17 protein-coding genes are annotated in these 23350 nt (G+C 46.1%); 8 read left to right on the top strand and 9 right to left on the bottom strand.

The window, feature by feature from the left end; genetic code table 11:
* Nucleotides 1-180: 180 nt before the first annotated feature.
* The 7 genes from AC3WS5_RS09955 to recN form a co-directional block, all read right to left on the bottom strand.
* The gene (locus AC3WS5_RS09955) at nucleotides 181-1950 is read right to left on the bottom strand and encodes a S41 family peptidase (RefSeq protein WP_492467172.1); all 1770 of its coding nucleotides are present in this window, start codon (nucleotides 1948-1950) and stop codon (nucleotides 181-183) included.
* Nucleotides 1951-2291: 341 nt separating this feature from the next.
* Entirely contained in the window at nucleotides 2292-4085 is a 1794-nt protein-coding gene (locus AC3WS5_RS09950; protein WP_492467171.1) for a chloride channel protein, read from the bottom strand.
* Nucleotides 4086-4579: 494 nt separating this feature from the next.
* Complete coding sequence (locus AC3WS5_RS09945; protein ID WP_492467170.1) at nucleotides 4580-6283, bottom strand: acyl-CoA dehydrogenase family protein; 1704 nt, start codon at nucleotides 6281-6283, stop codon at nucleotides 4580-4582.
* Nucleotides 6284-6364: 81 nt separating this feature from the next.
* Nucleotides 6365-7384, bottom strand: a complete 1020-nt coding sequence (locus AC3WS5_RS09940) for an electron transfer flavoprotein subunit alpha/FixB family protein (protein WP_492467168.1) — start codon at nucleotides 7382-7384, stop codon at nucleotides 6365-6367.
* 69 nt (nucleotides 7385-7453) lie between these two features.
* Nucleotides 7454-8326, bottom strand: a complete 873-nt coding sequence (locus AC3WS5_RS09935) for an electron transfer flavoprotein subunit beta/FixA family protein (protein WP_492467167.1) — start codon at nucleotides 8324-8326, stop codon at nucleotides 7454-7456.
* A 188-nt stretch (nucleotides 8327-8514) separates the two neighbouring features.
* Nucleotides 8515-9330 carry an enoyl-ACP reductase FabI gene (locus tag AC3WS5_RS09930; protein WP_492467166.1) on the bottom strand — a complete coding sequence of 272 codons (816 nt, stop codon included), beginning with the start codon at nucleotides 9328-9330 and terminating at the stop codon, nucleotides 8515-8517.
* Between the two features lie 103 nt (nucleotides 9331-9433).
* Complete coding sequence (recN, locus tag AC3WS5_RS09925) at nucleotides 9434-11089, bottom strand: DNA repair protein RecN (protein ID WP_492467165.1); 1656 nt, start codon at nucleotides 11087-11089, stop codon at nucleotides 9434-9436.
* Nucleotides 11090-11231: 142 nt separating this feature from the next.
* On the opposite strand from recN, the gene AC3WS5_RS09920 reads away from it, so the two are divergent.
* The 7 genes from AC3WS5_RS09920 (at nucleotide 11232) to AC3WS5_RS09890 (ending at nucleotide 20297) form a co-directional block, all read left to right on the top strand.
* Nucleotides 11232-11720 (top strand): ribonuclease H-like YkuK family protein, encoded by a 489-nt coding sequence (locus AC3WS5_RS09920; RefSeq protein ID WP_492467163.1) that lies wholly within the window; start codon nucleotides 11232-11234, stop codon nucleotides 11718-11720.
* A 294-nt stretch (nucleotides 11721-12014) separates the two neighbouring features.
* On the top strand, nucleotides 12015-13724 hold the full coding sequence (locus AC3WS5_RS09915; protein WP_492467162.1) for an NAD+ synthase: 1710 nt from the start codon (nucleotides 12015-12017) through the stop codon (nucleotides 13722-13724).
* Between the two features lie 145 nt (nucleotides 13725-13869).
* Nucleotides 13870-14871: an AAA family ATPase gene (locus AC3WS5_RS09910; protein WP_492467161.1), complete on the top strand. Its 1002-nt coding sequence runs from the start codon at nucleotides 13870-13872 to the stop codon at nucleotides 14869-14871.
* 95 nt (nucleotides 14872-14966) lie between these two features.
* Nucleotides 14967-15839 carry a DUF58 domain-containing protein gene (locus AC3WS5_RS09905; protein WP_492467160.1) on the top strand — a complete coding sequence of 291 codons (873 nt, stop codon included), beginning with the start codon at nucleotides 14967-14969 and terminating at the stop codon, nucleotides 15837-15839.
* A gap of 31 nt (nucleotides 15840-15870) precedes the next feature.
* The gene (locus AC3WS5_RS09900) at nucleotides 15871-16830 is read left to right on the top strand and encodes a hypothetical protein (protein WP_492467159.1); all 960 of its coding nucleotides are present in this window, start codon (nucleotides 15871-15873) and stop codon (nucleotides 16828-16830) included.
* Complete coding sequence (locus AC3WS5_RS09895; protein WP_492467157.1) at nucleotides 16827-17837, top strand: vWA domain-containing protein; 1011 nt, start codon at nucleotides 16827-16829, stop codon at nucleotides 17835-17837. The genes AC3WS5_RS09900 and AC3WS5_RS09895 overlap by 4 nt, the downstream gene beginning before the upstream one ends.
* Nucleotides 17838-17906: 69 nt before the next feature.
* Complete coding sequence (locus AC3WS5_RS09890; RefSeq protein ID WP_492467156.1) at nucleotides 17907-20297, top strand: hypothetical protein; 2391 nt, start codon at nucleotides 17907-17909, stop codon at nucleotides 20295-20297.
* Nucleotides 20298-20414: 117 nt separating this feature from the next.
* Here AC3WS5_RS09890 and AC3WS5_RS09885 read toward each other — a convergent pair whose 3' ends face one another.
* Together AC3WS5_RS09885 and AC3WS5_RS09880 are read right to left on the bottom strand one after the other, a co-directional pair.
* The gene (locus tag AC3WS5_RS09885) at nucleotides 20415-20687 is read right to left on the bottom strand and encodes a hypothetical protein (protein WP_492467155.1); all 273 of its coding nucleotides are present in this window, start codon (nucleotides 20685-20687) and stop codon (nucleotides 20415-20417) included.
* Nucleotides 20688-20738: 51 nt separating this feature from the next.
* On the bottom strand, nucleotides 20739-21623 hold the full coding sequence (locus AC3WS5_RS09880) for a UbiA prenyltransferase family protein (protein ID WP_492467154.1): 885 nt from the start codon (nucleotides 21621-21623) through the stop codon (nucleotides 20739-20741).
* 67 nt (nucleotides 21624-21690) lie between these two features.
* Here AC3WS5_RS09880 and AC3WS5_RS09875 point away from each other — a divergent pair, with 67 nt between their 5' ends.
* Nucleotides 21691-22683 (top strand): LuxE/PaaK family acyltransferase, encoded by a 993-nt coding sequence (locus AC3WS5_RS09875; protein ID WP_492467153.1) that lies wholly within the window; start codon nucleotides 21691-21693, stop codon nucleotides 22681-22683.
* Nucleotides 22684-23350 lie beyond the last annotated feature (667 nt).

Genomic DNA, 23350 nt, shown 5'->3' with positions numbered 1-23350 from the left:
CGAATTCTTGCGGGTTATGTTAACATGCAAAAGCTTGGCGATGATTGGTTGCGATGAAAGTTCTACCGGAAAGATGATGTTATCTCGCTATGAAACCCTCATCTGGATTATGCCAAAGTCGGTTTCATGCCGGTTTTTTCGGCATGACTAGGACGACTATGATATGCAATATATGCATATCTATCTTGATAATAATTTGATCGCATACTGCACAAGTTCATCCTTCCCTTCCTTTACGGCTTTGATTGTTGGGGCTAAATATACATCTATACGGACACCGACTCTTTGAGTCTCCTGACCATCAGGATAATAAATACCAGTTCCCGAAATAAAGGTGTGAATTCCACCAGGTAAGCTGATTTCGCTTACGTCGCCATCAGCACCAGCAGTCGTACTCCCAATAATGGTAGCATTTTCTGAATCAAAGGCCATACATGTAAACTCCCCCTGACTGATGGTCTGGGAGTTAACCAATATGACAATTTTGGGCGAATACTTGCGAATTGGATGTTCTTGTGGAAATTTTGAGGTATATGTATCAGGTCCATTATTTAAAGGCCTTTTAAAATTGAATTTACCAGGAAATAACGTATCAAAGATGCTGATTTTTGCAAATGGCGACCTGTTTTGTTTCAACCATTTTGCATATTCATAAGGCATAAAAACTGAAGGATATTCTCTCAGATCTATGATTAATCCTTTCGTATTTTTGAATGCAGATCTTATTTTTTCAAAATCGTTCGTTGTCAATTTTGAGCACAAAATATAGCCGATATTATTTTTAAAGATTTCATAGCTCCTGAATGCTATTCTTTTCCTGCTTTGATGCTTCTTTTTGTATGTGGAGTCGCATAGTGCCCGTTCAAATGTTAGCGTTCTTATTTTCTTGTTCCGTTCGATCTCCAAAGCGAACTTTTGGGATTTACTTCTATATAAGCTACCCCATACTGGATGAGTCATGTTAAATAGCTTACGGTTATAATTAGAAGCTGGCGTTAACGAATCATTCTTATGGATCAAACTATCAATTGGAATACCATTGATTTTTCGCACAATATCGCCCCGTTTTACACTGACTTTACTGAGATTTTCGGTTACTATCAGGTGGTTTTCTATAAAGTTAACTTCAAATGGGATCAGGTACTTGCCAAAATATGAATCATATAGCTCGTCCTCAAAAAAAAAGCCAGCGTGAGAATCATTGATATTTGTTATCAATTTCAGAACTGCAAGTTTATATTCTATATTATCCCTCGCTTGAAGAAAAATTGGGATGTATTTATCCAGCATGTTATCCCAGTTATCAAGTAAATATCTGTATGGATAATAATATTGTATCATATTCCAATATCGGAACAGTGAAAGTAACCGTATCATGGCGTTAGGGACGCCAGGGTAATCCACCTCGTTCTTAAATTCAGGATTGCCTCTATTTCCCAAGTGAACATAAGAATAAGAATCCGAGGTGGATGACGCAAATTCGTTGTCTCTGACATACTCCAGCTTTTTTAGTAGGTTTTTGTTAACTCTGTCCGAACCGAATAACCCACTATAGTCGGGAGGCATTTTTAGATTTAGTTCTGCATAAACTTTTTTGTTTCTTTTTGGTGGAATACCTAGAGATTCAACCCAGGATTCAACTAGTAGCAAGCGTTTTTCGCTATTGGGTTCGCTGAGGTATTTATCGAGTATATAGAATAATTGATTGTCCCATGGAATTGAATAGTATCTAATAGATGGGTGATGATATTTTAAGAAGCCCCACAGTTTGCAGATGAATTTTAAATCTTCTGTCGTATTTGTGTTTACTAAATTCGATTTTAACTGGCTTTCAAACTTCTGAAAAACTGACGAAGTGTCCAGATTAATTAACAATTCATAATCGGGCACTCGTTTAAAGTCATTATTACATGAAAAGAAGATAATATAAATAAAAAGTATCTTTTTCAACTTATTTTGGCATATGGTATTTGAAGCGATATTCTACGCCTAAACTTACGAAAAATCCGTTGCAATAATGGAATTAAACCGGCGAACTACTATAGCCTGCCGGGCTTGTATTTGGATACAGAAAGAGAATCCTGATTGATAGCTATTAAGTATTTATCGGAGAGCCCGTGCTAACACTCTTCGTACGCCTGGTAGGGATGCCGTTATATCTGATTTCAAGCAGAATAAAGGCAGGCGAGAAATAATAATCCTTGCTTTCTTTGGTAATTCTGATTAATTCGATTCCAGTCTTCTTAAAGCTTTCGAACGATTCGAAAAGAAATCAAGAAGCTTGGCTAGGGCTAAATAGAATATTCTTTCAAAAGCTGCCGGTATCTGTTCAGGATGGTAGATTTCGAAATGAATCCGATAAAGACATCATTTTCATCAATCACAGGTAAGTGCCACACACCGGTCTCGTCAAAAATTTTGATGACGTCCGGCAATTTCTCATCAGGATGGATTGTAGCAACCGGTGCTTTCATGAGTTGTTGAACCGATGCAGCAGTGTTCAGGTCTTTATTAAAAAGCATGGGGCGAATATCGTCCAGTGTGAATATGCCTTTCAGATGCCTGTTACCGTCAACAACAGCAAAAATATTTTTCTTTCCATGCCTGATAATGTTCTGTAAATCTGTTATCGATTTATGAACATTAAGCGCCTCAGAATCCGGATCAATCAGATCGCGGGTGCGCAGCGTTGATAACAGGTTTCTGTCAGTTTCATGGGTGAATATCTTCCCTTCTTCAGCGAGCGCCCGGTAGTCTGGTGGAACAGGAGAGAACCAACGTGCGATCAGGTAAGACATGACTGTCACAATCATTAATGGAATGAACAAATCGTAGCCCAGACTGGATTCCGCTATTAGAAAGATAGCGGTTAACGGCGCGTATAAAACACCGCTCATAACACCCGCCATACCTACCAAAACCAGGTTGGAGACAGGCACCTGCTCCAAACCAATCTGCCGGCAAATAAGAGCAAATAAGAAGCCCAGTGTGCCACCCGCAAATAATGAAGGCGCAAAATTTCCGCCATTACCGCCGCTATAAATGGTGATCGACGTGGCAAACGCTTTCAGCAGGCAAATCAGTGCCAGGAAAACAATAATGGTCCAGTCACCCAGATCGAGATACCTGAAATAGCTATTATGAAGAATAGTCTGGGCGTTGCCATTTGCAAATGCTTTCACCACCCAGTATCCTTCGCCGAATAAAGGCGGTAAGAAAACACAAAGCAGGGAAAGTGCAGCGCCACCCAGCATCGCGATTCTCAGCCGGGACATTTTTAACCGCTTTATATAGTGATCAACTTTCTGCGAAATAACTACAAAGTATCGGGCATACAGGCCCGCTACCAGTCCCAATATCAGGTAATATGGAATATTATGGTAATCAAAAGCTTCCCTTGAGTAAAACCGGAAGAGAACCCCTTCCTGGAGCAGGATCCGGGAAAGCAAACTACCACACACGGCTGCCACCACTAATGGTATAAAATCGGAAAAGACAACCCCGGTAAGCAATATTTCAAAGGCAAACATGATACCCGCTATGGGTGCGTTAAAAGCTGACGCAATTCCGGCCGAAGCTCCCGCTGCCAGGAGCAATGTGCGTTCTTTATAGCCTAATTTGTAGGTCTGGGCATAGTTTGAGCCAATGGCCGCCCCCGTAACTGCGATCGGACTTTCCAATCCGGCGGAACCGCCCAATCCAACGGTTATTGCACTCTGAATAATCTGCGAGTACATTTTTACGCTCGAGACAATACTCGAATTTTGAGCGATTTCATATAATATCGCCCCAAGGCCTTTTCGGTCCTGACCTTTAAATACCGTGAGCACGATCACCGTAGTCAAAACGATCCCTAAAAAAGGGAAAACAACATAGAAAAAGACCTGGTATTCGAAATGAACCTTGGTTGTAATCAGATGGTTTATATGGTGCACCAGGGTCTTTAACAGGACCCCTGCCAGACCTGCCGTACAACCCACGAGGATGCCCGAAAGGACTAGGAACTGGTTGCGGTTCAACCGGGCTTGTAACCAAAGTAAAACCAGTTCATATCCACGTACCTTCCCGAGGCTGTATTGTTTCACTCGCCGCTTAAACTTTAAATAGCTGAGATGCTTTTTTTTGTCGCCGATATTCACTGATTATCCGTTGAGCTGTGGTAAAGTTCGTAACGCTGCCGGTAATATATTCCTAACCGGAAGTCCGTTTTAATTTTTTAACCCGGCCAAGAATTCCCCAAATCCATTATGCAGGTTTTGCGAGAAGGCCTGGACACGTTTCAAAATTAAGAAAATGGCGAATAGCAGATGTAGCAAAATAGTGTTTAAGGCTATTAATGATAATTGGCAGGCGCATTGACGTAACGAGATCTTCAGGTTTGGTAGAGACGCCACAAAGTATGCACAGGTACGCTCAAATATGCCATAGCGAAACGGACAAGGCCACACTTTCTCGTCTTACCGGATACAAATATGACTTTTTCAGGGATAGATTGAGTTACTGACGTTCACGGAATGAAACGCTCTTAATAACAGAAATACTGGAAACCGGTAGGTTGGTATTGACCGGTAGTGCACATTTATTCCTGGATCTTATATTTGCCCAGGTCACCCAAATTCGTTATATTTATAAATTCAAGTTTTCCCTTATTTTCCCCCTGCGCTATTTTCAGGAAAATGTCCAGTGATTTCCAATACGCGTGATCCCGGTTTGCATCCAGGATCAGCAAGTGCGACATGATAATATTCGCAGCCATTTCCACCAGCCGGCGGGCATGGAAATCGGTGTATTCCATATTGTTCTGGGAGATGACTTTTTCAACAGCAGCCTGGTAATCCTCGCGCATTGTGATGGTGTGATTCCTGTAAGCCAACAGTTCGGGGCGGATTTCAGTTTGTTCATATTCCAGCATCCTGTTCAGATATCCACCTGTAGTTACACCGCGGATCGCGGCCACCACCTGCAACTGGGTGGTTCCTTCGTAAATACTGGTGATGCGGGCATCCCGATAGATTCTTTCAATCGGATAATCTTTCATAAACCCGCTGCCACCGTGAATCTGCAGGGAATCATAAGCTACCTGGTTACAGATTTCGGATGATATACCTTTCGCCAGCGGTGTAAATATATCGGCCAGTTTCTGGTAGGTTTTCATCTCGACCCTTTCTTCAGGCTGCAGGCTGCGTTCGCGACTGACGTGGTCGTAATTCTTATAAATGTCCACGAACCTGGCGGTTTCATAAAGAAGCGAGCGAATAGCGTCCACCCGGGCTTTCATTTTTGAGATCATTTCATATACGGCAGGAAACCTGCTGATAGTGCTCCCAAATTGTTTTCTTTCGTTCGCGTAAGCTAACGCCTCGCGGTAAGCGGCGTCCGCAATGCCCACAGACTGGGCGACTATACCCAGACGTGCCCCGTTCATGAGCGCCATTACATATTTGATCAGACCCAGTTTGCGCTGTCCCACCAATTCTGCGGGTGCGTTCCTGAAAACCAGTTCACAGGTAGGTGACCCGATGATGCCTAGCTTATGTTCTATCCTGCGAACTGTCACCGCGTTGCTGTTGCGATCATAAATAAACATGGACAGGCCACGCGCGTCTGATGTTCCTTCTTCTGATCGGGCCAAAACCAGTGAAATATGTCCGTCTCCGTTAGTAATAAATCTTTTTACACCATTCAGATACCATTTGCCATCGACTAACGAAGCTTTTAACTGAACGGCCTGCAGGTCGCTGCCCGCGTCCGGCTCGGTAAGGTCCATTGCTGCTGTCTCGCCTTTTGATATCCTGGGCAGGAACCTTGATTGCTGGTCTTCATCCGCAAATTCGTGAATGGTTTCAGCGCAGTCCTGCAGCCCCCAGATATTCACAAAACCTGCATCGGCGCGTGATACTATGTCGGCGGCCATAATATAGGGAACTATTGGAAAGTTCAGTCCGTCAAACTTCCTGGGCAGTGTAATGCCCATCAGTCCTGCCTGTATGATGGCATCCAGGTTTTTCTGCGTGCCTGTTGCATAGGTCACGTGCCCGTCTGTCAGTTTGGGCCCCTCTGCATCCACCCCTTCAGCATTCGGCGCAACGGTATTGGCACAGATATCTCCCACTATTTCGAGTACTTTGTCATAACTGTCCATCGCGTCTTCGAAATCCAGCGGGGCATAATCAAATTTTTCTCTCTCGGTGAAATTTCTCTCTTTCAGCGTTACGATCTTTTGCATCAACGGATGGGTAAGATGAAATTTCAATTCGGGTGTGTCGGTATAAAAATTGGCCATACAACGGAAGGTTTTGAAATATGATGCAGTTATTGAAAGGTTCGATTCAGTTCAGACTGCCGGTCTGATTATAATGAGTATTTATTTAATATTTTTTTTGTAATATTTGATCATTTTTGGTATGATCTGGCTCACATCGCCATGGATCACATAATCTGCAAGCCTGTTGATCGGCGCGTTGGGGTCGTTGTTGATAGAAATGACCATCGCAGAATCCTGCATACCCGCGATATGCTGAATCTGCCCGGAAATACCACAGGCGATATATAGTTTTGGTCTGACCGTAATACCGGTCTGGCCGATCTGCCGACCCTTCTCTGCGAAACCTGCATCCACAGCCGCTCTGGAAGCGCCTACTTCAGCGCCAATGGTATGTGCCAGATCAAAGAGCAGACCGAAGTTTTCGCGTGATCCAACCCCATAGCCTCCTGCAATGATGATTGGGGAATTCTTCAGATTTATTTTAGACGCTTCAATTTGCCGGTCGATGATTTTCACGGCGTAATCAGTTTCATCCAGGTATTTTGAAACATCCAACTGAACCCTGGATGTTTTGTAATTGTCGGAAATAGATTCTTTTTTCATAACCCCTTCCCGGACAGTCGCCATCTGTGGTTTATGGTCGGGGTTGACAATCGTAGCTACGATGTTTCCGCCAAACGCAGGTCTGATCTGGTACAGAAGGTTCTCATATTTTTTCCCGGCTTTCTTATCTTCATAATTTCCAATCTCCAGATTGGTACAATCGGCCGTCAGGCCACTCCCCAACGATGATGAGATCCGCGGTCCAAGGTCACGGCCAATGGAAGTTGCGCCCATCAGTACGATCTGAGGTTGTGTTTCTTTAAATAACCCGACGGCAATGGCCGTGTGGGGTAGAGTAGTGTATGGATATAAACCTTTTCCATCGGCTACAAATAAAGTATCCACGCCGTAACCGGATACTTCCGATTCTATTCCGTCCAGATTTTCGCCAATGACCAGGGCTTCCAACTGGCAGTTTAACTGGTTGGCAAGTGCCCGCCCTTTGGTAAGCAGTTCAAAACTGACCTCCTGGATTTTGCCCTCTTCAAATTCGCAATAGACGCAAACGTTGTTCATGAATGATTATTTTTGGTTGAATCAGCGGTCAGGCGCCTGTTTGACGGCTCCTGCCGGTTGATCCCGGATTTATCCGATGGTATGGTTTGTGATCAGGTCAAGCATCAGTGATTCAATATCCTCATCCTGCCCTGAAAGTATTTTGGATTCTTTGGCCTGAAATACAATGTTCTCAACTTGTCTCACTTTAGTTGGCGAGCCGCCAAGTCCAAGCTGAACTGGATCTGTATCTACATCTTTGGCGCTCCATTCTGTAATTTTTAAATATGGGCGCTCGTTGTGGAGGTTGAGAAAATAATCGTCGGATGCTTTCTGAAGTTCAGAGATCGTTGTTGCCTGTTTGTATTTCATGAGGCTTCTCGCATTTCTGGGCCTGCATGCCGGTGCGGTTCCGTGGACGGTGATCAAAGCGGGTAGGGGTGCTTCTACTATTTCAAAACCCCTTTCCAGCCTGCGTTTGATCCTAATTGTCCGGTCCTGCAATGCCAGGATTTCCTCGGCATAGGTGATCTGGGGAATACCCAGTTTGTCGGCTACCTGTGGTCCAACCTGTGCCGTATCGCCGTCAATGGCCTGCCTTCCGGCGAGAATCAGATCTGCATCACCCGTTTTCTTAATCGCACAGGAAAGGGCATAGGAAGTGGCCAGCGTATCTGATCCCGCGAAAGCCTTATCGGTCAGCAGGATCCCTGCATCAGCACCGCGGTACAACCCTTCGCGTAAAATTTCCGCAGCCCTCACCGGTCCCATCGTCAATAATGTAATCGTAGTGCCCGGAAATCTATCTTTGATGCTGAGCGCCATTTCCAGTGCGTTCAGGTCCTCGGGGTTGAACACCGCGGGCAATGCTGCGCGGTTGACCGTGCCATCTGCCTTCATCGCATCTTTTCCCACATTCCTGGTATCCGGTACCTGTTTGGCCAGAACAATAAGTTTATACATAGCAATCAGATTTACAATGTACAAACCTAATAAAGATTGCCATCGGCAAGGATGACAAAAATCATATTTGGAAATGAGAGATAATAGGCGTTCCGTTGTCTTATTATGAAGTAAGACTGTTGGATACTAAGCCCGAACTCTCCGGTTTATGTCGGGAAAATTTGCCCGGGAAGTCGCCGGGGTAGGGGTCAGATTTTGATATCCCTGATGACTTCGGGTGTTACACCCGTGAAACTGAATCCGCCATCATGGAAAAGATTTTGCATAGTCACGTAGCGCGTGAGGTCACTAAAAAGTGTCACGCAATAATTGGCGCAGGCATCTGCAGGGGCATTGCCAAGCGGACTCATCCTGTCAGCATACGTTTGGAATCCGTCAAATCCTTTCACACCGCCGCCTGCGGTAGTTTTAACGGGCGATTGGGATACCGTATTAACCCGTACATTTTTGCGGGTGCCGTAGTAATAACCAAAGTTTCTGGTTATACTTTCCAGCAACGCCTTTGCATCGGCCATTTCATTATAATCGGGGAAAACCCGTTGCGAGGCAATATAAGTAAGTGACACAACACTACCCCATTCATTCAACGCATCCATATCCCATGCCGTTCTCAGAATCTTGTGCAGGCTAAGGGACGAAATGTCCAGTGTCTTGTGGTTATGGATATAACTGATATTGTAATAATCGTATCCTTTTCGCATATTCAGGCTCATCCCAATGGAGTGAAGGATGAAGTCAATACCGGATCCAAAATAATCCAGCGACTGCTGGAAAAGGCTCTTCAGCTCATCAAGGTGGGTAACATCGGCGCCAATGATGGGGGCGTTCCCGCATTCTTCCGACAGCTTTTGAATATCACCCATACGGATGGCAACCGGTGCATTGGTTAGAACTATCTGAGCGCCCTCTTCGTAACATCTCTTGGCTACTTTCCATGCAATGGACCGTTCGTCCAGTGCGCCAAATATAATTCCTTTCTTACCTTGCAATAAGTTGTGTGCCATACCCTTTTGTTTTGTTAGGCGGCAAAAATAAGAAAAAGTTCAGTGTTCGGACTCTTCCGACTCTGATTTTTGGTAGCCATCCGGCTGTTTCCAATCCCTTTGTTCATCGATACACCATTTCTTTAGCGTTCTGTAGCGCCGCTGCCGTTGGTTTAGCTCCGCCCAGCATTCTGGCGATCGCCGTAATGCGTTCTTCCTGGTCGAGAACGCGGATTCCCGTGCGAATGGTGGTCCCTTCAGCCTCTTTGTATACAAAAAAATGAGTATCTGCCCGTCCGGCAATCTGAGGCTGATGGGTAATGCAGATCACCTGCCTGCCGGCCGACAAGTCTCTCATGATAATCCCTACCTGCCTGGCCGCCTCCCCCGAAATGCCGGTATCAATTTCATCATAGATCAGCGTGGGCATATCCAGACTTTTAGCCACCAGGCTTTTGATGCAAAGCATAAGCCGGCTAAGTTCACCGCCGCTCGCCACCTTACGGACCGGTTTGAACTGTTCGCTACGGTTCGCATCAAATAAAAATTCTATTTCATCCAGTCCCGCGGGACCCGGCGCTGCGTCCTGCAAAGTGACCCTGATGCTGGCATTCGGCATCCCTACCCGTGCTAGAAGCATATTGACCTGCTTTTCAAACGGTTTCAGTATTTTTTTTCTTGCGAGTGATATTTTTTTCCCTGAAGCGATCGTTTCGTCTTTGAGGCGGGCCGTCAGCATCCCCGTTTTTTCAATATCCTCACCCAGGTGCAGAACATCCTGCAGTTTTTTTTCCAGATCGTTCCGGATGGAAAGTAGTTCCGCACCTGAGTTTACACCGTGTTTTTTCTGCAGGCGGTAACCCAGCGAAAGTCTTTCCTGGAGCTCTTCTGCCTTCTGCGGATCGTACCGGATATGGCTGTTGATCGACTCGAGATCACCTGCGATATCTTTAAGCTCCAGTTGTGCACTCTCCAGCCTTTCTATCAATGGCGGAATTTGCTTGTTATAATCGCCGATGTTGTGCAACAGGTGGATGAGTGCCTTGAGTTGTTGAACAATGGGTTGTTCGTTGTCATTTAACTCCGCACAAGCTTTCTCAAGTGCCGATTTGATACCTTCGGCGTGTGCAAGTGTCTTCAGGCTTTCTTCTGCTTCTTCCAATTCATTTTCATGGAAGCCGGCTTCTTCCAGTTCATCAAACTGAAATTGCAGGTAATCCCGTTCTTTCTCGAACTGTGTTTGCCGCGTTTGTAAGGCATCCAGCTTCCTGAGCGTTTGCTGCCATTGAGCATACGTTTCCTGGTAACCGGCGAGCAGTGGCTGGTTGCCCGCCAGTGCGTCCAGCACGCTGATCTGAAACTGGTCATCACCAACCGACAGCACATCAAACTGCCGGTGCAGATCTACCAACAACGCTCCCAGTTCCTGTAACTGGTTAAGGTTTACCGGGGTGTCATTGATGAAGGATCTGCTTTTTCCGTTTACGGCAATCTCGCGCCGGATGCTGATTTCATCCAGCATATCCAGGTCGTTCCGTGACAGGAACGCGGACACCTGTTTTTTATTGATCGCTATGAAGGTCCCCTCTACCACGCATTTTTTCTCTTTGTTAACCAGGGCGCTGCTGTCTGCCCGCTCACCCAGGATCAGGTTCAGGGCACCAATGATGATCGACTTCCCCGCACCCGTTTCTCCGGTAATAACATTCATGCCGTCCGAAAAGGCAATGTCCAGCTCGTTGATGATGGCGTAATTATTGATATAAAGCCTCTGCAGCATGAAGCAAATCTAACCCAAATTTTGCAGTGGCCGTAAAACAGATCGATGCAAATTTTGTAGCTGATTTTCCATTCACACCTGTGCATAAAAAAAGAATAATTTTCATTTTAATTATTAATAACCTTGTGAAACGCTAAACGCAATGCAATATCAAACAAAACAATGGAGGAAGCTAACCGGAGAATACATTAGTGAGTACCTCGAAGAAGAGGTGAAAGGTGTTATTCTCCGCGAAAAAGAAATGGGACACCAGATCCGGGTTTGTATCGGGACCGACAGCCAGGTCAAAGGGCCGGAAACCGAATTTGCTACAGTGATCGTTTTTTTGAGAAAAGGTAACGGGGGATTTATGTACCTGAATAACGAGATCACCCGCGAGAAAATGACCATCCGGCAGCGAATGATGACTGAAGTGTCAAAGAGCGTGGAAGTTGCCTACCTGCTGAGCAACGTCTTCACGACCCTGTCTGTGGATATGGAAGTTCATGTTGACATCAACACCCAGCCCTGTTTCAAAAGTCATGATGCACTGAAGGAGGCCATTGGTTACATCACCGGAATGGGATTCGTTTTCAAGGCCAAGCCTGACGCGTTTGCCAGCTCCTGCTGCGCAAATCGGGTGGTTCAGTAAACACCCGGGGTATCTCAGATTACCTGGTTCCGCCACGCAGATTATACAGCCTCTCACGCAGGCTGCTTTTTAATCTTTGCTCTGTGAAGACTACATTTGCAGGTACATAACGCGGAGAATGGGCTGCCCATGAACAAAAAATTCAGGGCCGGTTAAGCCTGGAATGAATTTGCGAGGTCCCCTTCCCGTACCGTCCGCCGACGGAGGGCCTGCCCGCCGAAGGAGGGTAAACCGACAAGCAGGGATTCGACCAAATTGTTAACTGCCAGAGGCGGTGAAATAAAAAATATACGGATGAAAATTGCGATAGCACAGCAAAATTATCATATAGGTAATTTTGACGCGAATACTGAGAAAATAATAGAAGGCATACAAAAAGCCAGGGAGAGTGGCGCGGACCTGGTGATTTTTTCCGAGCTGTGCGTTTGCGGTTACCCTCCGAGGGATTTCCTGGAGTTTGATGACTTTATAGGTAGATGTGAAGCCGTGGTGGAAGAGATTATGGAATTTGCGGATGGTATTGGCGTCCTGATCGGTGCTCCCAGTAGGAATGAAAAGTCCGGAGGGAAAGATCTGTTTAATTCGGCTTATCTGCTTTACAATAAAGAAATTCAGGGAAGGGTAGATAAAACCCTTTTGCCGAATTACGACGTGTTCGACGAATACCGCTACTTCGAACCCGCATCCGAATGGGCGTTGCTGCAATTCAAGGGGAAAAAAATGGCAGTAATGCTTTGTGAGGATATGTGGAATATGGGGAGTAATCCCCAATACAGGATCACGCCCATGGAAAAGCTCGCGCCCCTGGGTCCGGATATTATTATCAATCTTTCTGCATCCCCCTTCAACTATACCCAGGATGTCGTCCGGAACAGCATCATGAAGGCGCACAGCCTGAAATACCGTTTACCGGTGGTGTACTGTAACACGGTGGGTGCACAGACGGAGATTGTTTTTGATGGGGGGAGTCTGATCTACGATAATGCCGGCCGGAAGGTGTATGAAGCCGCCTATTTTTCGGAGGATTTCAAAGTGGTTGAATGGGATGAACTGGTTTTGCCTGAAAAATCAGGTCTGGAAGAAAAACCCGGAGATGTGTTTTTCTCAGCCGCGGAAGTCAGAGCAGGCAGAGATACGCTGGAGTATCTTACCGATGAAAAAAATATTGAGGAAATTCATCAGGCGCTAATCCTCGGTATCCGGAATTATTTTTCGAAAATGGGATTTTCAAAGGCTATTCTGGGGGCTTCAGGGGGAATAGACAGTGCGCTGACGCAAGCATTGGCTGTAGAAGCACTGGGACGCGAGAACGTGCGGGCGATATTGATGCCTTCCCAGTTTTCCACAGGACATTCCGTGGACGATGCACGACAACTTTGCATCAACCTGCGAAACCCTTATGATATCATCGCTATAGAAAAGATTTATGATGCGTTTCTAAAGGAACTGCAGCCTGTATTTGGAGATCTTCCGTTTGGACTGGCAGAAGAGAATGTTCAAAGTCGAAGCCGGGGAAATTTACTGATGGCCATCGCCAACAAGTTTGGCTATATATTACTAAACACGTCCAACAAGAGTGAGTTGGCCACCGGATACGGTACTTTGTATGGCGATATGGCGGGCGGACTCGGTATATTGGGAGACGTTTATAAAACACAGGTTTATGCACTGGCAAAATTTCTGAACAGGGAAAAGGAGATTATTCCGTCCAATATTCTGTTGAAACCACCGTCAGCCGAACTAAGGCCGGGTCAAAAGGATATTGATAGTCTGCCGGAATATGACGAGCTGGACAATATTTTATTCCAATATATTGAGGATCAACGCGGCCCAAGCGAAATTGTGGCGCAGGGATTTGATGAAAAGCTGGTGGCCCGTATTTTAAAACTGGTCAATACCAATGAATACAAGCGGAACCAGTTTTGTCCCATCATCCGGGTTAGTTACAAAGCGTTTGGAATTGGCCGGAGAATGCCGATTGTGGGGAAATACCTTTCTGAATGATGGGGGTAGCAGGTCAGAATCCGCGCTAGCATTTGATTTGAGGGTATTTTGTATTTAAATACAACGTAATTAATAGATTGCCAATTTTTTTCGGCAGATTTTTTGATAATACAAAGCGTATTATTCGTTTTTATTTAAATAACATATGGCAAAAACAGCAGAAGATATCAGGGCACTAAATGATCAGATCGGGCAATTGAGCACGTTTGTGGATAAGCTTCGTAGGGAAATTGGTCACGTTATCGTGGGGCAGCAGCATATGCTTGACAGGTTGCTGATTGGTTTGCTCAGCAACGGTCATGTGTTGCTGGAAGGTGTGCCGGGGCTAGCTAAAACGCTCACTATTAAATCGCTGGCCACTGCCATTGACGCACATTTCAGCCGGATTCAGTTCACCCCGGATCTACTGCCCGCCGATGTCATTGGCACCCTGATCTATAACCAGCAAAAGAATGAGTTTGTGGTCAGGAAAGGGCCGGTATTTGCGAATTTCGTTTTAGCGGATGAAATAAACAGGGCCCCTGCCAAGGTGCAGTCTGCCTTGCTGGAGGCGATGCAGGAACGGCAGGTTACCATTGGGGAACATACTTTCCTCCTGGATGAACCTTTTCTGGTTTTGGCCACTCAAAACCCGTTGGAACAGGAAGGAACCTATCCGCTGCCCGAAGCACAGGTGGACCGTTTTATCATGAAGGTTATTGTCAAATACCCGCAGATGAACGAGGAGCAAATTATTTTAAGATCAAACGTGCAAGCCATGGCGCTTCCGCCGATCAATCCGGTCGTTTCAATTCGTGAGGTGATGGAGGCCCGTCAACTGGTTCGTCATATCTATCTCGATGAAAAAGTGGAGCGGTATATCCTGGACATCGTATTTGCGAGCCGTTATCCCGACCGGTATCAATTGGAAAAACTGAATCCGTTGATATCCTATGGAGCTTCACCACGAGGGAGTATCAATCTCGCCCTGGCCGGTAAAGCGCAGGCATTTCTGAACAAACGCGGCTTCGTAATCCCGGAAGATATCAGGCAAATTGCGCATGATGTGCTGAGGCACCGGATCGGTCTCACGTACGAGGCTGAAGCGGAGAATGTGAATTCAGAAAATATTATCGACGAGATTTTAAAACAGGTAAATGTACCGTGAGCATCGGGGGTAATTACTGCCCGTCAGCACCAGGATCGGAGTGTTGGTTTCGGCGCGGAGATCAACAAATGATAATAAAAATTAATTTTTAGGTTTTGCGCACCCGTGAAGAAATTTTAAAGAAAGTCCGAGAACTCGAGATCAGGAGTAAAAAACTGGCTACGGACATGTTTTCAGGAGAGTACCACAGCGCTTTCAAAGGCAAGGGAATGTCTTTTAAAGAAGTTCGTGAATATTCCCCCGGCGATGATGTGCGGTTTATGGACTGGAATGTATCCGCAAGGTTCGGCCATCCATTCTCAAAAATCTTTGAAGAGGAACGCGAGCTTACGGTAATGCTGCTGGTCGATATCAGCAACAGTTCACTTTTTGGCACCGTGTACGGCAGGAAGCGTGATGTGGCGGCTGAAATAGCTGCAGTTCTGGCTTTTTCTGCGGTGTCCAATGGCGATAAGGTGGGAGCCATTTTTTACAGCGACCGTGTGGAGCTTTATATCCCACCCAAAAAAGGCAGACAGCACGCGTTATACATGGTGAGGCAAATGCTTAGCCTGAATCCTGTTGGAAAAGGTACTCAATTGAATGTTGCCCTGAGATATTTTGATAATGCCATCAAAAGAGCGGCTATCGCTTTTGTCCTCAGTGATTTTATCGACGAAAAATACGAGGATGCACTGCGGATCGCAGGACGCAAACACGACCTCATTGGCATCAAAATTTACGACAAAATGGATATGCAGCTCCCAAAAGCCGGGATTATTCCTGTGGAGGATGCCGAGTCGGGCCGCATTCAGTGGGTGGATACCGGTGATAACTTCGTTCGCAGAAAGTATGAGGATGCTTTTTTTGGCGCTACATCAGTCACCGCGGAGATATTTAAAAAATCTGGCTGCGACCTGCTGCATGTAAGAACGGGCGACGATTACGTTTACGTACTGCAACGGTTTTTCAAAAGCCGTATCAGGTAGAGAAAACGAAAGAAGGGTTATGAGTGGTGTGATGAAATATTTAGTTTTTCTGTGTTGCTTTTTTGCAACGCTTCGGGTGGATGCACAAATTGTACAGGCAAGTGTAACCACCGACAAAGAAAAAATCCTGTTGGGAGAGCCGTTCTGGCTCACGCTGGAAATCAGGACGCAGGACACCAGCTTGTTCAGGTTCAAGCCCGACTCAATCCCGCATTTCGAATTCCTGAAGAAAGACAGCCTGACCAGGTCAAATGAGGGTGGCCTGAATATTACTCGCTATTATTTTCAGCTCACCAGTTTTGATTCCGGAAGATGGGTGATCCCGCCGTTCAGACTTCAGCCACGTCTCCAGACGGAAAGCGTGTTGATTGACGTGGTATTCACGGATCCTTTTGATCCCAGTCAGCCTTATCACGACATCCAGGATGTGCGCTCCGTTCCGTTTACGCTGGATAGCGACTGGGAAAAATGGTGGTATCCCGTTGCTGTGTTGCTGATTTTTCTGGTACTGATCATTCACTGGCTCACCGCCATCAGAAAAAGGAGGAGATCGGCAGCGAAACCAACGGAAACACCCTATCAGCATGCAACAAGGCTTTTACAGGAACTTGAAAAAGAAAATCCTCCTCCTGGTATTTATTATGAGGAGATGGTAAACATATATAGAAAGTATTTACTGGAAAGGACGGGGATCGACTCCCTTCAGCAGACTTCTGTACATCTGGCAAAACAACTGAGGTTTCTCTATGAAGAGGAACCAATGGGAACAAAATATGCCGCCGTTAGCCAGATGCTCTATCTGAGCGACTTTGTAAAATTTGCCCGGTACCAGCCCGCGATCCATGAAGTCCGATCGGGGCGCGAAGTCGTGGTGCAATCTATACAACACATTGAAGACCTGCTCAGGCTCAAACCGGATCTTATTTACCAGGCTGGACAAACATTCACAGAAGAGTTGGTTTCAAATGATTTGAGGAGGACAGAAGCATGATCTACGAATGGTTGCAGCATATCCGGTTTGTCTGGCCCCAGAACCTGCTTCTGCTCGGGCTGATTCCGTTTTTGGTAAGATCCTATCTGAAAAATCAGAGAAAAAACCAGGGGGCTGTGCTGATTTCGGGCCTGGGGCAAACCTTACCATCAACCATCAGGACCAGAATGAGGCACCTGCCATTCATTCTTAGAATGATTGCTGTTGTTTGTCTGATCATGGCATTGGCCCGACCACAGCATCAAACACAAATGACGCGAACGGAAGGCGAAGGAATCGATATTGTGCTTTGTATGGATGTAAGCGGGAGCATGGCTGCCAGGGATATTAGCCCTTCCCGGTTGGCTGCCGCTAAAAACGTAGCTATCGAGTTTGTCAAGAACCGGCCGGTTGACCGGATTGGTCTCGTTATTTTCTCAGGCGAGGCGTTTACAAAATGTCCCATTACTCCGGATAAGACCACGGTGATCAATATGATCCGCTCACTGGATATCAGAGATGGCGGCTACCTGGCGCAGGGAACCCTTATTGGAGAGGGACTCGCGACATCGATTAACCGGGTGTCCAAAGGAACAGCCAGATCGAAAGTGGTCATTTTGCTTACCGATGGAAAAGAAGAAGCGCCAGACACCAGAATTATTGATCCCCTGACGGCATTGGATATCGCAAAAGCAAATCACGTAAAAATTTATGCGATCGGTATGGGGGGCGGCGCAGAAGTAGATGGTGAGCAACTGGCTCCCGGAGGGGGGCTTGTTAGGGATTTTATAGATGAGGGGCTGTTGAAAAGAATAGCCGGGGAGACTGGAGGAAAATATTACCGGGCTACAGATCAGGCGACACTTCAGATGATCTACAGCCAGATCAACTCGCTCGAAAAATCAAAGGTGGAGATCATTCATTATACCGATACCAGGGAAATGTTCATAACGCTTGTCCTTGCAGCACTTGGGTGGCTTTTATTGGAGGTGCTTTTGAAATATTCGGTGTTCCGAAAATTCCCCTGAGAGGGAAAATCGGGTTTTCTGCCGTCTTTTTTATAATATTACAGTCCCTAACAACTTCATGGGATCGAAATGAAAATACTTTTTAATGTCAGATTGTATCTATTGCTAGTGGGAATGGCCGGTTTTCTGGAAGGCAACAGTCAGGAAATCATCAGGAACATTGAACAATACGCTGCACGGTTCAGCCCTGAGAGGGCTTATATTCATTTCGACAAACCGGCTTATGCTCCGGGAGAGACCATTTGGTTTAAAGCCTACCTGCTGAACGAGCTGACTCCTGCTGTGAGCAGCAAGACATATTACGTAGATTGGATCGATGAAGCCGGCCGGCTGGTTAACCACTCGGTCAGTCCGTTGGTGGATGGCGTGACCAACGGCCAGTTTGAAATTCCAGCCAATTTCAAAGGAAAGTATATTTCGGTGCGCGCCTACACCCGCTGGATGCTAAACTTTGACAGTGCTTTTCTGTTTAGCAAAACAATTCCCGTTTTAAATAAAGATTCGCTGCGGCTTACTAAAAAACCCGTGATTCGGACCACGCTTACGTTTTTTCCCGAAGGCGGAGACGCCATCGCCGGCATCAACAATAAGATTGCATTTAAAGCTACCGATCAGTGGGAGCGGCCGGTTGCGGTAAGGGGTGTAATTATCGAAAGTAATGGCAAAGTGGTAGACAGTTTCAAGACGGTACATGATGGCATGGGTTACATTAATCTGGTTCCTAAACGAGGGGCAGTCTATCAGGCAAAATGGAAGGATGCCAACAAAGCCGATCAGTTGACCGAACTTCCCAGGATAAAAGATGATGGCGTATCGCTGCAGGTAACAGTAAGTCCCGGCAGGAGGAACTTCAACGTAGAACTTTCACCCGGCCTGGCAGGCAAGATCGACAGCTTATATATCATCGGCACTATGTATCAGCACCTGGTGTTTAGCATTGGAAAAGCGATGACCTCTCCCCGTTGGGGATCGGGGGTCCCGATCAGGGAGTTGCCATATGGCATCCTGACGATCACGGTGTTCGACAAAAGCTGGAAGCCGCTGGCAGAACGGATAACGTATATCAACAACCTGGCACCCTATCTGGTGAAGGCCGATATGGAAGTAGAGCGGTGGGGACTCAGTTACAGAGCCCGGGATGAGATCAGGATCAGGGTTCCTGATTCGGTGGCGTCAAATTTATCGGTAGCTGTAACGGATATGGCTATCGGGGCAGACAGCAGCTCGAATATACTTTCGGGGCTCATGCTCAGCAGTGAAATAAAAGGCAAAATCCATAATCCTGCGTATTATTTTTCAGATACGAGTGATAAGGTACAGCAGCGCCTGGACCTGGTGATGCTGACCAATGGCTGGCGAAGGTTTAAGTGGGATCAGATTCTGGCAGGAAAATTTTCTAACCCGGTATATCATAGAGATTCCGCCTATCTCGCCTTGTCTGGCAAAGTGCTTGGAGTGAGGCCAGGTGTAATAGGTCCCGGTTCGGGCGTAGTGATCCTGATGAAACAAAAAGATACCGAAGGAAAAGTGCTGTTGGAATCATTAAAGCAGGATGGGACGTTTATAGATCCGGGGGTGGTCATATTTGATACGGCCAGGGTCTTTTACCAGTTGCAGGACAAGAAATTGAAAGAATCCCAGATTGATTTTATGACGGATCGGCTGCGTGTTCCCGAGATCAATAAGAAAGGATGGGCGAACCGCATTTTTCCGGACACGACGGGGAGTGCCTATCATTTGGGTAGGGCAGAGGAAGTTCTCGGAAACCTGGAACGCTCAAAATACAAAGAATTGGAGACTGTGACTGTTGCAGCCCGTGCCAAATCATCGGTACAAAAGATGGATGAAAAATATGCATCTGGCATGTTTTCAGGTGATGGTATCCAGTTTGATCTGGTGAACGATCCGTCGGCGCAGAGCGCCATCGACATTTTCTCGTTCCTGCAGGGGCGTGTAGCCGGGTTGCAGATCTCGGGTTACGGCAGCGGGGCTTCTCTGAACTGGCGCGGGGGTGCACCACAACTCTATATTGATGAAATGCCTGCTGATGTGAGTTTCGTATCTGCGCTGAACGTGCGGGACGTGGCTTATATTAAAGTATTCAGACCTCCGTTTATGGGCGGCTTTAACGGAAGTAATGGTGCCATTGCCATTTATACACGCAGGGGAGGCGACCAGGTTCAGGAGCCAGGGAAAGGGCTTGCCTCAGCAAATATCGCGGGGTATTCTGCGATTCGTCAATTTTATTCTCCCAAATATTATAGTCCGGAGGTCAAACCTGGATCCGACAGGGATCTGCGCACGACGTTGTATTGGAATCCCAACGTAGCTATCGATCCTGCAAAAAAAGAGATCATTCTGTCATTCAATAATAATGACGTGACCGATGCATTCAGGGTAGTGATCGAAGGGATGACCCAGGATGGCCGCCTCATTCATTATACGACTACGATGGAATGAGGGTCTGTGTAGAAGTTAGTCTCAGGATGCCCATATTGCTACTATCAGCAGAAAAACCGTCTTTTTCTTGCAGGGAGAATTCTATTCAAATGGGGCATCAAATATCCTGAACAGCGTTTAGTATTCTTTCAAACCTTCCTCGAGTGATTCAATAATTTGTTCCTGGTTTTCGGTGATCCATGTAGGCAGGTCCATTTTTGTCGTCATGGACCATTCTTCATTTTCCTTGATCAACCGAAAATAGAGCCTGCTTCCGCGTCCGTCTGCCGTATCCACATCAAAAACCTGAGGACCGGCATTGTTGTTTTTCCGGAAATTGAATTCGCGCACTCTGCCGCTGATCTTGATCAACTTTGAAAAATGTATAATCCTATTGAAAGTCGTGTCCATAATTTTTTCTGTATTTCTTTTACTACAATTTCTGTGCTAAATCCGCGATTTTTAACAAAAAATTTCTATTATCAAAAATAGTAACGGTGCCAGGGTCATTAAGCCGTCTAAGGTAAGATAAAACAGGATAGCATCGGCGGATTTTATTGCCTTTGGATAGAGCAAATAGGTTATTATGCTGGGAATCAGTAAAATAATAATTTGCCAGGGCCGGAAGCCTACTGGGATCAATGCGATTGCTGAAGCCAGGTTCAGTATGAGGGTTAGGTTGAATACCAGCCTGATTTTGTGACTGCTAAGAAGAGTGACAAGGCTCTTTATTCCGGTCCTTTTGTCAAAGTCCTTATCGCGAATGTCAAACAGTATGCAAATGGCAAAGATCAGGGTGAAACGGTAGCAGGTGAAGGCAGTGAACCCCGGTCTCCATTCTCCCGCGTACATCCATAGCGGCAGCACTGAGGTAACATAGGTCCAGACGGCCGTGAGCAGAATAGTTTTTCCGATGATCATTTTTCTGAACGGATCAAATATAGCCAAAGGCAGCTTGGGAGCCGTGTACAAAAGTGTGAAAAAAATGACCGGCAATATCATCTTCCAATGTTCTGCGAATTGCAGCAGGAAGACCAGTGAAACGATGCTGGTAGGGATAGCGATCAATAAGTGCAGGGGCTTGAACCTGGCAAGCCATTGTGACCGGAGTAGGGTCCTTTCCTCTGCCGGATCTGTCAGGTACCAGTGAAAGTTATAACTGGCAAGAATGGAAAAAAACACGAACCATCCGAAATTATCGAAAGGTTTGGTGATATGGAAAAGATGCAGTGGGCTTCTCACCATCAGCACGGCGCAGGTGGCGATAAACAGGTTGCTGAAAATTATAAAGTAATATATTTCCCGGGCGACCGTGCCCACTCTCGATCTTTGGTATCCGGTTATCAAAATTCGCCGCGTTTTAACAGAATTTGGAACTTATCATTTATTTTGCCCCGAAAATTAAGAAAGTAAAATGATTAATGACCTGGAAAACAAAATTTTTGATGCGAAAGCGGATTTTGGCGTCCTGGTCCTTAACGTTTTTCGCTTTCAATACGAGCATAACAAAATTTACAGAGATTATGTTGACGCCATTGGAATTGACCCCGAAACCGTGAAGTCGGTTTACGATATTCCCTTTTTGCCCATCGGATTTTTTAAGACGCATAGGGTGGTGACTACAGATTTTGAGCCGCAGATGATCTTTGAAAGCAGCGGCACAACTGGCAATATCCCAAGCAGGCACCTGGTCAGGAGCCTGGATCTGTACCAAAAGAGTTTTACGAAAGGGTTTGAGCGTTTTTACGGGTCGCCCCGTGATTATTGTATTATCGGCTTGCTGCCATCCTATCTTGAGCGGCAACATTCATCGCTGGTTTGGATGGTGGATCACTTGATTGAAGAGAGTGGCCATGAAAAAAGCGGGTTTTATCTGAATGAGTTTGAGAAACTGGCCGGCACGCTGCAGCGTTTGGAGGCGGAGGGACAGAAAACGCTATTGATTGGTGTGACGTTTGCTTTGCTGGATTTTGCGGAGGCTTTTCCGATGCCGCTCCGACATACGGTGGTGATGGAAACCGGCGGCATGAAAGGCAGGCGGGAGGAGATCATCCGGGAGGAGGTGCATGAGCGGCTCAAGGTTGCCTTTGGGCTGGATGCAGTGCATTCGGAATACGGGATGTCTGAGTTGCTGTCGCAGGCCTACTCTCCCGGCGGGGGAATTTTCCGGACGCCGCCCTGGATGCGTGTTTTGGTCAGGGATGAAAGCGATCCTCTTGGACTGATCAGGGTTCCGCCCGGCAGCTCGGCAAGAGGTGCGCTAAATATTATTGATTTAGCTAATATTTGGTCCTGTAGTTTTTTGGCAACCGAGGACCTGGGTATTGTATACGGCGATGGCAGCTTTCGTGTGCAGGGCCGGCTGGATGCCAGTGAGTGGCGTGGTTGCAGCATGTTGACGGCTTAGGGGTAGTGGAACTAAAAAGGTCACTGCCTGGTTACCATTCCGCCGCGGTTGTGGAAGTCTGTAAGTTTTAAGATTGTTGTCATCATTTGGCTGCTTTCCTTTTTGTTGGACAGCTTGGTGCCGCCATAAAGGTTATGCAGTATTTGCATAAAAAGTTTCAAAAATATGTCTTAATATTGTATTGGAATAACCCGGTATTCTGTTTGTCGTTTTAAGGCCTTGGACCAACGAGACTTAGACCTTTATTGATTTGGCTTGTCATGGGAGTAAACGCTGTATGCCCTGCGATTGGCGCCATTCGCGAAAGACGAGTATTGCTTAATCTTCTAAACTGTTATTTTATGTTACAGGTTATGGATTTACAAAAAAAGGAATCATTCCGTCTTGCCCCCGGTTGAAAGGACAGATACGAAAGAGGGGGTGCTACAATAGAGTAATAAATTGTAACACAGGCACTTTATATTTTTTTCGGGATACAGCAAAGGCAAAATGAGACCAAGGTTCTCATTAGTTTGCCCTGCATGCGAGGGGTAGGGCAAACTTTAAATTGGTGGGTCCAATTGACTTCGAGTATTAATAGCCAGGATTTCAAAAGGACTTATTGGTTTCTGGTATCCTTTTCTGTTTTGGCTGCATAGATATATCATCGACTTACCAAGTTACAGTG

Source organism: Niabella sp. CPT15-335-S11 (genome assembly GCF_058792415.1).
Note: the sequence above shows the minus strand (reverse complement) of the source record. Positions and strands in the feature narration are given on the sequence as shown.

Coding starts and splice junctions, on each gene's coding strand:
- AC3WS5_RS09895 (WP_492467157.1), top strand. CDS start 16,827: ATGATCTACGAATGGTTGCAGCATATCCGGTTTGTCTGGCCCCAGAAC.
- recN (WP_492467165.1), bottom strand. CDS start 11,089: ATGCTGCAGAGGCTTTATATCAATAATTACGCCATCATCAACGAGCTG.
- AC3WS5_RS09940 (WP_492467168.1), bottom strand. CDS start 7,384: ATGAACAACGTTTGCGTCTATTGCGAATTTGAAGAGGGCAAAATCCAG.
- AC3WS5_RS09890 (WP_492467156.1), top strand. CDS start 17,907: ATGAAAATACTTTTTAATGTCAGATTGTATCTATTGCTAGTGGGAATG.
- AC3WS5_RS09935 (WP_492467167.1), bottom strand. CDS start 8,326: ATGTATAAACTTATTGTTCTGGCCAAACAGGTACCGGATACCAGGAAT.
- AC3WS5_RS09920 (WP_492467163.1), top strand. CDS start 11,232: ATGCAATATCAAACAAAACAATGGAGGAAGCTAACCGGAGAATACATT.
- AC3WS5_RS09910 (WP_492467161.1), top strand. CDS start 13,870: ATGGCAAAAACAGCAGAAGATATCAGGGCACTAAATGATCAGATCGGG.
- AC3WS5_RS09900 (WP_492467159.1), top strand. CDS start 15,871: ATGAAATATTTAGTTTTTCTGTGTTGCTTTTTTGCAACGCTTCGGGTG.
- AC3WS5_RS09930 (WP_492467166.1), bottom strand. CDS start 9,330: ATGGCACACAACTTATTGCAAGGTAAGAAAGGAATTATATTTGGCGCA.
- AC3WS5_RS09875 (WP_492467153.1), top strand. CDS start 21,691: ATGATTAATGACCTGGAAAACAAAATTTTTGATGCGAAAGCGGATTTT.
- AC3WS5_RS09945 (WP_492467170.1), bottom strand. CDS start 6,283: ATGGCCAATTTTTATACCGACACACCCGAATTGAAATTTCATCTTACC.
- AC3WS5_RS09915 (WP_492467162.1), top strand. CDS start 12,015: ATGAAAATTGCGATAGCACAGCAAAATTATCATATAGGTAATTTTGAC.
- AC3WS5_RS09885 (WP_492467155.1), bottom strand. CDS start 20,687: ATGGACACGACTTTCAATAGGATTATACATTTTTCAAAGTTGATCAAG.